The sequence below is a fragment of the Exiguobacterium sibiricum 7-3 genome (assembly GCF_000620865.1).
Lineage (GTDB): Bacteria > Bacillota > Bacilli > Exiguobacteriales > Exiguobacteriaceae > Exiguobacterium_A > Exiguobacterium_A sibiricum_A.
Genome location: NZ_KK211190.1, coordinates 2520901 through 2533821, shown reverse-complemented (window position 1 = coordinate 2533821; position 12921 = coordinate 2520901). Strand labels below are relative to the sequence as shown.

At 48.0% G+C, this 12921-nt stretch carries 13 protein-coding genes; 10 read left to right on the top strand and 3 right to left on the bottom strand.

The genetic code is table 11. From position 1 onward, the window contains the following. The first annotated feature begins 13 nt into the window (after nt 1-13). Genes P402_RS0114145 through lysA form a run of 8 tightly spaced genes read left to right on the top strand, consistent with a single transcriptional unit; the run spans nt 14 to nt 7899 of the window. A complete protein-coding gene (locus P402_RS0114145; RefSeq protein WP_026829277.1) occupies nt 14-1213 on the top strand; it encodes an aspartate kinase in 1200 nt (399 codons plus the stop codon). A 12-nt stretch (nt 1214-1225) separates the two neighbouring features. After that, nucleotides 1226-2218, top strand: coding sequence for an aspartate-semialdehyde dehydrogenase (locus tag P402_RS0114140; RefSeq protein WP_026829276.1), 993 nt, complete (start codon nt 1226-1228; stop codon nt 2216-2218). Between the two features lie 20 nt (nt 2219-2238). After that, entirely contained in the window at nt 2239-3120 is an 882-nt protein-coding gene (gene dapA, locus P402_RS0114135; protein ID WP_026829275.1) for a 4-hydroxy-tetrahydrodipicolinate synthase, read from the top strand. Beyond that, complete coding sequence (gene dapB / locus P402_RS0114130) at nt 3117-3863, top strand: 4-hydroxy-tetrahydrodipicolinate reductase (RefSeq protein WP_026829274.1); 747 nt, start codon at nt 3117-3119, stop codon at nt 3861-3863. The genes dapA and dapB overlap by 4 nt, the downstream gene beginning before the upstream one ends. Then, the gene (dapD, locus tag P402_RS0114125; protein WP_026829273.1) at nt 3850-4557 is read left to right on the top strand and encodes a 2,3,4,5-tetrahydropyridine-2,6-dicarboxylate N-acetyltransferase; all 708 of its coding nucleotides are present in this window, start codon (nt 3850-3852) and stop codon (nt 4555-4557) included. Before dapB ends, dapD begins: the two co-directional genes overlap by 14 nt. Before the next feature lie 25 nt (nt 4558-4582). Next, the gene (locus P402_RS0114120) at nt 4583-5515 is read left to right on the top strand and encodes a branched-chain amino acid transaminase (RefSeq protein WP_026829272.1); all 933 of its coding nucleotides are present in this window, start codon (nt 4583-4585) and stop codon (nt 5513-5515) included. Beyond that, nucleotides 5515-6573, top strand: coding sequence for an alanine racemase (gene alr / locus P402_RS0114115; protein WP_026829271.1), 1059 nt, complete (start codon nt 5515-5517; stop codon nt 6571-6573). Before P402_RS0114120 ends, alr begins: the two co-directional genes overlap by 1 nt. Nucleotides 6574-6585: 12 nt before the next feature. Continuing rightward, the gene (lysA, locus tag P402_RS0114110; RefSeq protein ID WP_034770048.1) at nt 6586-7899 is read left to right on the top strand and encodes a diaminopimelate decarboxylase; all 1314 of its coding nucleotides are present in this window, start codon (nt 6586-6588) and stop codon (nt 7897-7899) included. Nucleotides 7900-7948: 49 nt separating this feature from the next. On the opposite strand, the gene P402_RS0114105 is transcribed toward lysA, so the two are convergent. Then, nucleotides 7949-8971 carry a LysM peptidoglycan-binding domain-containing protein gene (locus P402_RS0114105; RefSeq protein ID WP_026829269.1) on the bottom strand — a complete coding sequence of 341 codons (1023 nt, stop codon included), beginning with the start codon at nt 8969-8971 and terminating at the stop codon, nt 7949-7951. A gap of 205 nt (nt 8972-9176) precedes the next feature. On the opposite strand from P402_RS0114105, the gene P402_RS0114100 reads away from it, so the two are divergent. Both P402_RS0114100 and P402_RS0114095 read left to right on the top strand, forming a co-directional pair. After that, nucleotides 9177-10304: an ABC transporter ATP-binding protein gene (locus P402_RS0114100; RefSeq protein ID WP_026829268.1), complete on the top strand. Its 1128-nt coding sequence runs from the start codon at nt 9177-9179 to the stop codon at nt 10302-10304. Further along, nucleotides 10301-11884: an ABC transporter permease/substrate-binding protein gene (locus tag P402_RS0114095; RefSeq protein WP_026829267.1), complete on the top strand. Its 1584-nt coding sequence runs from the start codon at nt 10301-10303 to the stop codon at nt 11882-11884. Before P402_RS0114100 ends, P402_RS0114095 begins: the two co-directional genes overlap by 4 nt. 145 nt (nt 11885-12029) lie before the next feature. Here the strand turns inward: P402_RS0114095 and P402_RS0114090 are convergent, their stop codons facing one another. Further along, nucleotides 12030-12227 (bottom strand): hypothetical protein, encoded by a 198-nt coding sequence (locus tag P402_RS0114090; protein ID WP_026829266.1) that lies wholly within the window; start codon nt 12225-12227, stop codon nt 12030-12032. Nucleotides 12228-12335: 108 nt separating this feature from the next. Then, entirely contained in the window at nt 12336-12875 is a 540-nt protein-coding gene (locus tag P402_RS0114085; RefSeq protein WP_026829265.1) for a gamma carbonic anhydrase family protein, read from the bottom strand. Nucleotides 12876-12921 lie beyond the last annotated feature (46 nt).

The window sequence follows — 12921 nt, the reverse complement described above, 5'->3', positions numbered from 1 at the left end:
AGGAGATAGGATTGTGACAACTGTACTTAAATTTGGTGGTAGTTCGGTTGCGACTGTCGAACAGATTCAGTCAATTGCGAATTATTTGAAGAATCGGACGGATCAAGGGGAGAAATTAGTCGTCGTCGTGTCAGCGATGGGGAAAATGACGGATTCATTGATTGCGCAAGCCCAAGCCATTACGGACCGGCCGGAACGGCGCGAACTGGATCGTCTGCTTGCAATCGGAGAAGAACAGACGATTTCGTTACTCAGCATCGCGCTGAATTCACTTGGGACAAAAGCCTTGTCGCAAACGGGAGCCCAAGCCGGCATCAGTACGATGGGGCTGCATACGAAAAGTAAAATCAAACAAATCGACGGTGAACTGCTCCGGAAAAAACTTGAAACCTACGATGTGATCATCGTCGCCGGTTTCCAAGGGGTCAATGAACTGGGGGATGTCACGACGCTCGGACGCGGCGGATCAGATACGACAGCCGTTGCCTTAGCAGCCGTCCTTGATAAACGTTGTGAGATCTATACGGATGTTGACGGTGTCTATACGGCAGATCCACGGATTCATGCTGCAGCGCAGCCGATTCCGCACATTTCATACGATGAGATGATGGAAATGAGTGCTCTTGGCTCAAAAGTCATGGAGATGCGCAGTGTCGAACTCGGTAAAAAATACGGCGTCCACATCTTCGTCGGAAAAACACTAGAATCGAAAAGAGGGACTTGGATTATGGAGGCAACGGAAACGATGGAACAGAAAGCAGTAACGAGTGTCAGTGTGACGAAAAACGTCCTGACGGTATCAATCAAACACGTTCCACAGACGAATTCAGCGGTCGCGGATATCTTTGAACTGTTGTCAGGTCGCCACGTCAACATTGATATGATCAGTCAGACGACGTTTGACAGTGACATCTTCCTTTCCTTCTCTTGTCCGTTAGACGAAGAAGAGTTTTTGGAAGAGGCTTTGCAGGATATCATCAATCGTTTCCCGACCGTCAAAGTCGATCGTCATAACCAACATGCCAAATTATCGGTCGTCGGAATCGGCATGCGGGATGCAACCGGCGTCGCTTCGAAATTATTTGCGATTTTCCGGGCCGAAAACATCACGTTTTATCAGGTTACAACATCAGAGATCAGCATCTCATATACGATTGCCCAAGCTGACATCGAACGGACCGTCGCAGCAATCGCTCAAGCATTCGACCTGTAAGGAGGAAATCATATGTATCATGTCGCAGTCATTGGCGCAACCGGCGCCGTTGGTCAAAAAATGTTACAAGTCCTGGCGGAACTCGACTTTCCGGTTCGTCAGATTTCAGCGTACGCTTCAGCCCGTTCTGCCGGGAAAACCGTCCAGTTCAAAGGACAGGACGTCACGATTCAAGCATTATCTGAACGGATCACGGAAGACGGCATCGATGTGGCGCTGTTTGCAGCAGGCGGCAGCATCAGTGAGCAGTATGCACCGTTACTGGCTGCAGCAGGCACACTGGTCGTCGACAATTCAAGCGCCTTCCGGATGCAGGCCGATATCCCGCTTGTCGTACCGGAAGTGAATCCGCAAGCAATCGGACCAAATGACCGTTTGATTGCCAACCCGAACTGTTCGACGATTCAATCGGTCGTCGCCCTAGCACCACTTCAACAATTTGGTTTGAAACGTGTTAACTATACGACGTATCAAGCCGTGTCCGGTTCCGGTCAAAAAGGAATCGAGGATTTAGCCCGCGGAAGCCGCGGCGAAGAACCGGTCAACTATCCGCATCCGATTTACGATAATATCCTGCCGCATATCGATGTGTTCTTACCGGACGGCTATACGAAAGAAGAACAGAAGATGATTGACGAAACGCGGAAAATCTTCCAGTTACCGGAGTTACCGGTCAGTGCGACATGTGTTCGTGTCCCGGTCACGAACTCTCATTCTGTCGCGATCAACGTGACATTCGAGCAGGAGACAAGCGTTGCAGCCATCCGCGCCGCATTAGCTGAAGCACCAGGCGTCGTTTTGGTCGATGATGTCAGTCAAAACCAATATCCGATGCCGCTTGATGCAAGCGGAACAGACGACGTCTATGTCGGACGAATTCGTCAGGATCAAAGTCTCGCCAATACGTTCCATATCTGGTGTGTTGCCGATAATATCCGTAAAGGGGCCGCTTCGAACGCTGTCCAAGTAGCGCGTCAAGCACTTGAAAGTTCAATCCATTCGTAAGAAACGAGGAGGAATCCGATATGTTTAAAGGAGCAGGAACAGCACTGGCTACACCATTTACATCAACCGGTGAGCTGGATTTAGCGGTATTTGAACAACTGATCGAACAACAACTCGCAGCGAACATTCAAGCGTTAGTCGTCGGGGGAACGACCGGAGAAGGGTCAACGTTGACGAATGAAGAGTTTGAAACGTTACTTGAAACGGCAGTCCGCGTGACAGCTGGACGTGTCCCGGTCATTGCCGGAACAGGAACGAACAATACGGCTCAAACGATTGAAAAAACACAGACGGCAGCCCGACTCGGTGCGGATGCTGCCATGCTGGTCACACCTTACTACAATAAGACATCGCAAGCAGGACTCGTCGCCCACTTCACGGCGGTTGCGGATGCAGTCGATTTGCCAATCATGCTCTACAATGTTCCGTCACGGACAGGGGTCGCGATTTCCGTCGAAACAGCCGTCACACTTGCCAAACATCCGAACATCCAAGCGTTTAAAGAAGCAAGTGGAGACGTCAGTTTCATGGGGGAATTGATGACGGCCTTACCAGATGGCTTTGCAGTCTTCTGCGGTAACGATGATCAAATTCTTCCTTATATGGCATGGGGGGCACAAGGCGTGATTTCCGTCTTGTCGAATCCGTATCCAGCTGAGACGCAAGCTTTGGCAGAAGCCCTGCTCGCAAATGACTACGACACGGCACGCCGGATTCAGAGTGATCTGATGCCCGTCATTTCCGCCTTGTTCAGCGATGTCAATCCGATTCCCGTCAAAGCAGCACTTGAAGAAATCGGAATTGCTGTTGGTGCTCCCCGTCTGCCGCTCGTCCGTCAGTCGGAAGCGGGACATGCGCACCTGCTTGAGACGATGCGGAGTTATAAAGGAGTGGTTGGATGAGACTCGCCATTCACGGATACGGAGCGACAGGACATTACGTGCATGAACTGGCACCGGATGCTGTCGTCGCCGTCATCGACAAAACGAAAACGGCGGAACGTGTTCCCTCATACGGCACGCTCGCCGAGATGACGGAATCGGTCGATGCAATCATTGACTTCTCACATCCGAGTCTTTTGCCGGACTTGCTTGCTTATGGGATTAAAACGAAGACACCACTCGTCATTGCGACGACGGGTTTCTCGGAAGCGGAACTGCAGACGATTCGCGATGCTTCGACACAAATTCCGATTTTCCAATCGTATAACATGTCGTTTGGAATCGCGATGATGCAACAGCTGTTAAAAACACTCGTTCCGCTCGCCGGAGCATTCGACATCGAACTGCTTGAGAAACACCACAATCAAAAAGTCGATGCACCGAGCGGGACGGCGGAGCTGTTGCTCCGGACCATCCAGGATTTACGAAATGTCCAACCTGTCTACGAACGGGAGTCGACGCGTGAGAAGCGGGAGCCAAACGAAATCGGGATGCACTCGATGCGTGGGGGAACGATTTTCGGCGAACATGAAGTATTGTTTGCGGGTGTCGATGAGTTGATCGAAATCAAACACACGGCGTTATCCAAAAAAGTATTCGCTTCAGGTGCAATCAAGGCAGCGGAAGCGCTCATTCAAAAATCAGCGGGACTCTATACACTGGAGACGCTTTACACACAGGAGGATTCACATGTTATTAACTGATGCTTATGAAATTGCAAAATTCATTAAAGATGCTAAAAAACAAACACCGGTTAAACTATACGTCAATGGTGACTTGGCAGGACTGACGATTGAAGGAGCGACGGCATTCGGAACGGATCAATCAAAAATTTTCTTCGCTGATGCAGGACTTGCTTCAACTTTCTTAGAAGAATATGCAGACCGGATTACTGAAGTGCATGTCGAATATGACCGCCGCAACAGTGCCGTGCCGATGCTTGATACACGTCATTTGAATGCCCGGATCGAACCGGGTTCATGGATTCGCGATCATGTCGTCATCGGCGATAACGCGGTCATCATGATGGGCGCAATCATTAATATCGGTGCATCAATCGGAGATGGTACAATGATTGATATGAACGCCGTTGTCGGAGCACGTGGCACAATCGGCAAAAACGTTCATGTCGGCGCCGGTGCCGTGGTCGCAGGGGTTCTTGAACCACCTTCAAAAACACCGGTCATCATTGAAGATGGTGTCTTAATCGGAGCGAATGCCGTCATCCTAGAAGGTGTCCGCGTCGGAAAAGATGCGGTCGTCGCAGCAGGCAGTGTCGTCACAGAAGACGTTCCTGCAGGCAGCGTAGTGGCTGGTACGCCAGCACGTGTCATCAAACAGAAAGATGCAAAAACAGCAGAGAAGACGCAACTGGTGGATGATTTACGTTCACTCTGATTGACGTCGAAGAGGAGGAAAACACATGGCAGTGGATACACAGTATGGAGAAGCAATTTGGTTAGACGGGGTTTTTCATGATCCAAAAGAGGCAAATACGAGCGTCATGTCCCATGCGATTCATTACGGAAGCGGATTTTTTGAAGGCATCCGTGCGTATGCGACACCGGATGGTCCGGCGATTTTCCAATTGACGGAACACATTGAACGTCTGTTCCGCAGTTGCGCGTTCTATCACGTGACGATTCCTTATACAGTGGAAGAACTTGTTCAAGCGACGATTGATCTTGTCGCCAAAAACGGCTTTGAGTCTTGTTACATCCGCCCGTTTGTTTTCCTCGGTACACCGTGGCAGGCATTGATGGCAAAAGATACGACGGTTCACGTCGGTATTTCTTGTTGGGAACTTGGTGAATACTTTGACAAAGGTACCGGTATCCGGGCGAAAGTCGCTTCTTACCGCCGTGTTTCGTCAACGATGATGCCAATGCAGGCAAAAGCTGCCGCCAACTACATGAACTCGCAACTCTTAAAAGGGGAAGCACTTCGTGATGGATTTGATGAGGCGATTGCCCTTGATATGAACGGAAATGTCAGTGAAGCGAGTGTTGCCAACTTGTTCATGTTGAAAAACGGCACGATCTACACGCCTTCACTCGATTGTTCAGTATTGGACGGGATCACACGTCAAGTCATCATGCGTCTCGCACAGGATCAGGGATATCCGGTCGTCGAGCGTCACATCGGCCGTGATGAGTTATACGTTGCAGACGAAATCTTCTTAACAGGTACGGCTGCAGAAATCACAAGTGTCGGTGAAATTGATCATATCGTCATCAACGGCGGAACACGGGCTGTCGCAGATGAGTTACTTGGTCTTTACCGTCAAGCGGTCTCGGGTCAACTGCCACAATATGCATCGTGGTTGACTTACGTGACACCAGCCATCGCAGAATAATGAGTTCACGAACTATCGTTACAATCGATCGGGAAGCGGTGCGGCATAATGTCGCATCGGTTTTCGCCCGGTCCAATAAGCAGATTTTTGCCGTCGTCAAAAACAATGCTTATAACTTAGGAATGATTGAGATGGTTGCCACATTGATGGAAGCCGGTGTCCGGCATTTCGCAGTGGCAGAAGTCTACGAAGCAATTGAAATCAAAACGAATTTTCCAGACAGTTATGTCCTGGCGATGAATCCGGCATCGCACTTCAAAGAGGTCCGCTTGCACGGAGTAGCGCTCGGAATTCCTTCGCTCGATTGGCTGCAACGCCATCAGGCGGATTTATCGGGAATTGAACTTCATCTAAAAATAAATGTCGGGATGAACCGTTTTGGTGTCAGTTCGCTGGAAGAAGCGTTAGCAGTGCTCGAAACCGTACAGGAGCAGGAACTGATCATGACGGGTCTCTATACGCATTTCCCGCTTGCCGATGAGCCGGGAGCCGATCATGACGGTCAAGTCGAACGATTCCTCAAAATCGGGAATCCGTTACAGGAGAAACACGCGTTCACATACATCCATGCCGAAAACAGTGCAACGATCGTCAAACATGATCCGCGCCTTGCCTGTTGCAATTACGTCCGGCCCGGCATCTTCCTGTTCGGTTACTCACCGATTGAAAAAATGGACTGGCTCGTGCCATCGCTCCGGATGACGACGGAAGTCGTTGAGATTCGTCAAGTGGAAGCAGGCGAACACGTCGGCTACGGTACGTCGTATACGGCACCGACAGCGATTCGTGTTGCGGTTCTGCCGGTCGGGTACGGGGACGGGGTCGTTCGCGGACGGTCCTCACTGCCCGTCATTATCAACGGGAAACGTTATCCGATCATCAGTAAGTTGTTTATGAGTCATACGTTCATTGCCGTGGATTCGACGGTTGAGATTGGTGATAAAGTGGTGTTATACGGCGATGGTATTGAAATCGATGATATCACCCGGACCGGGACAGCCAATAATTCGGAGCAGATGTGCGCCCGTTCGTGGCGTTTAACACATCGTTATTTATAAGGGGGAATTCAGATGTACGGAAGCCAATATTTGACGGAACAAAACAATGCACTACAGATTGACGGGGTGGAAGCAACAAAGCTCGCCGAACAATACGGGACACCACTCTATATCATGGCAGAACGTGAATTGACGGACCGTCTGGCGACCGTACGCGATGCCTTTTTAGAAAAATTTCCGAATACGTACGCCTCGTTTGCTTCTAAAGCCTTGACGATTGGTGCCGTTTACCAGCAAGTCGTCCGACATGGTCTTGGCATTGACGTCGTGACAGGCGGTGAACTATTCATCGCCCGTAAAGCAGGTGTGCCGGCGGAACGGATTTATTTCCACGGCTCGAACAAATCGACTCAGGATTTACGGTATGCCGTCGAAGAGGGTGTCGGGAAAATCGTCATCGATCATTATGAAGAAATCGCCCAACTCAATCAGATTGCCGCAGAAGCGTGTCAAACGGTCCACGTCCTGATTCGGATCGTGCCGCAAGTCATTGGCGGGGCTCACACGAAAATTCAGACCGGTGGTGTCGACACGAAGTTCGGTTTTTCGACGCATGACGATTCATATCTGGAAGCCGTCGAAGCGATTCTGGCAGCGGAGCACCTGGTACTGCTTGGTATTCATTGTCACGTCGGGTCACAGATTCAGGAGATTGAGCTGTTTGAACGGACGGCCCGGACGATGATGGGATTTGTCGAAACGATTCATGAACGGACATCCTTCATCGCAAGCGAAGTGAATCTCGGCGGTGGATTCGGGATTGCCTATACGCAAGACGATCAGCCGCTTGATTTTGAACAAACGATGGAGCGGGTGATGGCGATCATCGATGAAGAGACAACGCGTCTTGCGATTGACCGTCCACGAATCGGGATTGAACCGGGGCGTTGGGTCGTCGCGAATGCCGGGACGACGCTTTATACAGTTGGTGCCATCAAGGAAGTGCAGGGCGTCCGAACGTATCTGTCAGTCGACGGCGGAATGGCGGACAATATCCGTCCGGCACTGTATGGTGCTGTGTATGAAACCGTCATCGCCAATCGAATCAAGGGAGAAACACGTCATGTAACGGTTGTTGGTGCGGCGTGTGAATCAGGAGATTTAGTCGCTGAGTCAGCTGATCTAGCGGAACCTGTCAGTGGAGATACACTGGCTGTGTTCGGAACAGGTGCCTACAACTATTCGATGGCGAGCAATTACAATCAATTTTTACGTCCGGCCGTCGTCTTCGTTAATGAAGGGGATTCCCGTGAAGTCGTTCGTCGCCAGACCTATGCCGATTTGATTCAGTGTGATTTGGGATTGGAAAACATTCCATCTTCTTAAAATGACCCAAAAACACCTTCGTCTTTAGCGGACGAAGGTGTTTTTTTAGTTATTTCGGAATGACAAGGACTTGTCCCACCGAAATCAAATTGACATTGGTGATTTTGTTGGCACTGGCAAGAGCCGTGACAGTCACGCCATACTTCGTTGCAATGGAATATAACGTGTCACCGGCTTTGACAGTATAGGTGACGGTAGTGGTTGGAGGTGGGGTTGTCCCCGGGATGACAAGGACTTGCCCGACAGTGATCAGATTGTAGTTCGTGATGTTGTTAGCTTTAGCGAGAGCGGCAACTGTGACATTGTAGAGGCTCGCGATTTTATAAAGGGTATCGCCCGATTTAACCGTATACGTTTTACTGCCGCTTGGAGGCAATTTCAGTAATTCGGAGATCGTGACGAATTTATATCCTTTGGCTTTGAGTTGCGAAATCATCGAGGGAAGAGCGACAGGAGTACCCGGTGCTCCTACACCGGTGTGCATCAAGACGATGGAACCCGGTACGACGTTCGGCACGACACGCGCCAAAATGGCCGTTGAACTGATGCCTTTCCAGTCGGTCGTATCGATGTTCCATTGAATCGTTTTTGTATATCCGGCATTGCCGACGGCGGCAAGGACAGTGCTGTTACTGGCGCCAAACGGTGCGCGGAAAATCGGTTTAGTCGTCCGACCGGTCAGGGATTTGATCAATGTCTCGGTTTTGGACAGTTCGCTTGTCATTTGAGCTGCGGTTAATTTCGTGAAATCGGGGTGCGTGTATGAGTGGTTCCCGATTTGATGCGTCGGGGTGGCGGTTGCAATGTTTTTAATCAGTTGAGGGTGATTGTTCGCACCTGCACCGGTCAGGAAGAAGGTTGCCTTGACGTTTTTACTTTTCAAGATGCTGAGAATCTTCGTGATATTGCCACCATCTGAACCGTCATCAAACGTCAGTGCGACGACTTTGCTTGTCGTCGATCCTTTCGTGACAAATGTCGAACTCGCTGCATCTGCTGTCAAACCATAACTGAAGAAAGGAAAAAGCGACATTAACATAATCATGATGATCCGAATCCACTTGCTGTGCATGTGTAGTTCGCCTCCTTTTTCTCGGATGACTCTGCCTCGTTTGTCTCTACTTATCTATTACCCTTTCTCAGTAAAAAAACTAAAAAAGAGGGAAATAATTCCCGATTTTTTACGGATTCAAACTGAAAAAACTCAAATAATTGTTTAGTCCGGAAATGAATAGGGAACATATGGTATATGGAAATAGTAAAAGGAGTGGAAATGGATGATTGAATTTAAAAACGTCGGGAAGCAATTTAAAGACAACGTTGTCTTAAAAGGCTTGACTCTCGAAATCAAAGAGGGCGAGCTGGTTGTATTCATCGGACCGAGTGGATGTGGAAAAACAACATCCTTAAAAATGATCAATCGTTTGATTGAACCCTCGTCAGGAACGATTTTAGTCAATGGAAAGGACATCATGAAGACGGATACGATTGAATTACGTCGTCATATGGGATACGTCATCCAACAGACCGGTCTCTTTCCGCACATGACTGTACGAGAGAATATTCAATTGATTGCCGGGCTTGAAGGAAAAGACCACGATCAGATGGATGTTCGAACGGAAGAGTTGCTGCAAATGGTCGGCCTTGATCCAAAACAATTCATTGACCGTTACCCGAGTGAACTCAGTGGTGGACAACAGCAACGCGTCGGTTTTGCCCGAGCCTTGATGAATGATCCGGACGTCATCCTAATGGATGAACCGTTCAGTGCGCTTGACCCCGTCACACGAAATGACCTCCAAGAAGAATTATTCAACCTCCAGGAAGAAGTCAAGAAAACGATTGTTTTCGTCACCCATGATATGGATGAAGCGATTAAACTAGCGGATCGAATTTGTATCATGCGCGATGGAGAAATCGTTCAGTTTGATACACCGGAAGAAATCTTACGGCATCCGAAAGATGAATACGTCGAATCCTTTATTGGGAAAAATAAGATTTGGAGCAGTCCGGCGTTCATTAAAGCAGAGGACATCATGATTGAAGATCCTGTTTCCATCAGTGGGAAACGGACCCTGCTGCAAGGGATTGAAATCATGCGGGGCCGAAAAGTCGACAGCCTGTTGATCACAGATCGTGATCGCATCCTCCAGGGAATCGTCAAACTGAAGAATATTCAAACGGCGCCTGACAAAGGGGTACGGATTGAAGACGTCATGGAAGGTGAACTCGTCGCCGTCGATGAACAAGACTCGTTGCTTGATGTACTTGAAGTCATGAACCATGAAGAAACAGGTTATTTACCCGTTACCAACAAATTGGGTCAATTACGTGGATTAATTACAAGAAGTAGCTTACTTTCCGTCTTGAGTGAGCAGTTCATTCAGGAGGAGGAAGTACAATGAATGGATTTTTAGATTATGTGCAGAACAATACCGGTCAGATTTTTGACTTATTACTCGAACACTTACAGTTAACTGTGTTTGCCGTCGTCATTGCGGTCGTTCTCGGTATTCCAATCGGTATTCTGATTACACGGTATCAACGGTTTGCAAAACCCGTACTTGCCTTGACGAGTGTCGTCCAAGCCGTCCCTAGCCTTGCTTTACTTGGATTCTTGATTCCATTTATCGGGATTGGATCAACACCAGCCATTATCATGGTTGTCTTGTATTCCTTACTCCCGATTGTCAAAAATACGTACACAGGTTTATCAAGTATTCCAGGAGATATGTTGGAAGCTGCAAAAGGGATTGGATTGACCGAACGACAAGTTTTAGGAAAGGTACAGATTCCGCTTGCGTTACCGATCATGATGGCTGGAATTCGGATTTCTGCCGTGACGGCTGTTGGTCTGATGACAATTTCCGCCTTCATCGGTGCCGGTGGACTTGGTTATCTCGTTTTCTCAGGTATCCAGACCGTCGATAATAACCAAATCCTTGCCGGAGCGATTCCTGCAGGTATCTTAGCCCTTGCGATCGATTTCATCGTCAGTCGAATTGAATATTCTGTCGCACCAAACGGAATTCAACTGGCAGACGGTCGGATTAAAAATAAAGCGCGTAAACGCCGAAAAGCGATGACGGCCGGAAAGAAAATTGCGATTGTGAGTATCATTTTCCTGTTGATTGGCGGAACTGTCGCGTACTCGTTCTTAAAAACGGATAAAATCGTCATCGGTTCAAAAAACTTTACGGAACAATTGATTTTAGGAAATATGTTAGCTGATTTAATTGAAGACAAAACCGATTTAGAAGTTGAACGTCAACTCAATCTCGGTGGAACGAAAGTTGCCTACGGCGCTTTAGAAACGGGTGAGATCGATGCCTACGTCGAGTATACAGGCACGTTATTGATCGATGTCTTGAAACAAGATGTCGAGACCGATCCGAAAGCCGTTTATGAAAAGGTCAGCAAAATGATTCCTGAGAAAAGTCAAGTCGATGTTCTCGATTCAATTGGTTTTAATAACACGTATGCGTTAGCAATGACAAAAGAAGATATTGAAAAGTACGACTTAAAAACGGTATCCGATATGGCAGCGGTCAGTAATCGTCTTATTCTCGGATCAACGATTGAATTCGCGAACCGCGAAGATGGATACCTCGGATTGAAAGAGAAATATCCTGATATGAAATTCAAAGATGTTCAGCCTGTCGATGGTGGACTTCGTTATACTGCATTGACAAATGGAAAAACGAATGTCATCGATAGTTTCTCGACAGACGGCTTGTTAAAGAAGTTTGATTTGACGGTCCTAGAGGATGATAAAGAGTTTTTCCCACCGTACTATGCAGTCCCGATTGTGCGTCAAGAAACACTGGAAGAACATCCGGAACTGAAGGAAGTCTTGAATCTGTTGAAGGATAAAATCACAGATGAAAAGATGCAAGAATTGAACTTTAAAGCGGATGTCGAAAAAGAACGTCCGGAAGATGTGGCACGTGACTTCTTGATTGAAGAAGGATTAATTAAAAAGTAACAAAAAGAGAGCCGAGGCGGGAATCCGCTTCGGCTCTTTATCATGCGCGCTGACGCGCTATATCGTTTTGGAAAATAGGTAATCCTGGTAGATCATTATTTTTTGATTCGACTAGCGAGCCAAGCGCGAACTGTATTTTGCTGAATCATACATGTTCTTCCTCTCTTGATTGAATTATTCCTAAACTCAAGGATTTTTGCTCGGCATCATTAACAATACGTGCTTGTACCTCTTTCGTCAACCCATCTGTTTCATATACGGGGAAAGTCGGTAAACCGTAACTCGGATTATTTGTGGATGAAAATAAATCAGCCATCAACCGTTCTTCGAACAATGGTGTCATTTTAAATCCTCCTCCGTCGTGATTCCTGCCTTACCTCTACAGTGTAAGGGAAAGATGTAAACAGGATAGAAGAGAATTGTTAAAAACAGGTGAACTTTGTAAACGTTTTCACATTGTCGTCAAATCTTCTTCGAGTGGCGTGCAATCGGCAGTATACTGTTGACCACGTTTGACATATTTCCGAATGGTCCGCTCCATGATGAACCGGTCATGATCATTGATCTCACGAACGACTTTTGCCGGAACGCCCATGACCATCGAGTTTGGAGGAATAACCATTTTAGGTGGGACGAGACTTCCGGCTGCGACAAATGCACCTTGTCCAATTTCGGCTTCATCAAGAATGGTCGCCGACATCCCGATCAAGGCGCCTTGGCGAATAATTCCCCCGTGAATCATCGCCATATGTCCAATCGTGACATCATCTTCAATGATGGTCGGATAACCTTCATACTGATGAATCATTGATCCATCCTGAATATTGACACGTTCGCCGATTTTAATCGGACCTTCGTCTCCGCGGATGACCGTGTTGAACCAGACGGTCGAATCCTTGCCGATTTCGACTTCTCCGATGACTTTGGCGCCGTCCGCAATATAGACGCTCGGATCCACGTTTGGAACCAATTGACCTACACGATATTTCATAACTGTTCCTCCCTTTTGCTTTCAAGTGTACGTTTTCATCTTGACC

What these genes read in the sequence shown, in the direction of transcription:
- P402_RS0114140 (WP_026829276.1), top strand. Translation starts at nt 1,226, where the DNA reads ATGTATCATGTCGCAGTCATTGGCGCAACCGGCGCCGTTGGTCAAAAA.
- dapA (WP_026829275.1), top strand. Translation starts at nt 2,239, where the DNA reads ATGTTTAAAGGAGCAGGAACAGCACTGGCTACACCATTTACATCAACC.
- dapB (WP_026829274.1), top strand. Translation starts at nt 3,117, where the DNA reads ATGAGACTCGCCATTCACGGATACGGAGCGACAGGACATTACGTGCAT.
- dapD (WP_026829273.1), top strand. Translation starts at nt 3,850, where the DNA reads ATGTTATTAACTGATGCTTATGAAATTGCAAAATTCATTAAAGATGCT.
- P402_RS0114120 (WP_026829272.1), top strand. Translation starts at nt 4,583, where the DNA reads ATGGCAGTGGATACACAGTATGGAGAAGCAATTTGGTTAGACGGGGTT.
- alr (WP_026829271.1), top strand. Translation starts at nt 5,515, where the DNA reads ATGAGTTCACGAACTATCGTTACAATCGATCGGGAAGCGGTGCGGCAT.
- lysA (WP_034770048.1), top strand. Translation starts at nt 6,586, where the DNA reads ATGTACGGAAGCCAATATTTGACGGAACAAAACAATGCACTACAGATT.
- P402_RS0114105 (WP_026829269.1), bottom strand. Translation starts at nt 8,971, where the DNA reads ATGCACAGCAAGTGGATTCGGATCATCATGATTATGTTAATGTCGCTT.
- P402_RS0114100 (WP_026829268.1), top strand. Translation starts at nt 9,177, where the DNA reads ATGATTGAATTTAAAAACGTCGGGAAGCAATTTAAAGACAACGTTGTC.
- P402_RS0114095 (WP_026829267.1), top strand. Translation starts at nt 10,301, where the DNA reads ATGAATGGATTTTTAGATTATGTGCAGAACAATACCGGTCAGATTTTT.
- P402_RS0114090 (WP_026829266.1), bottom strand. Translation starts at nt 12,227, where the DNA reads ATGACACCATTGTTCGAAGAACGGTTGATGGCTGATTTATTTTCATCC.
- P402_RS0114085 (WP_026829265.1), bottom strand. Translation starts at nt 12,875, where the DNA reads ATGAAATATCGTGTAGGTCAATTGGTTCCAAACGTGGATCCGAGCGTC.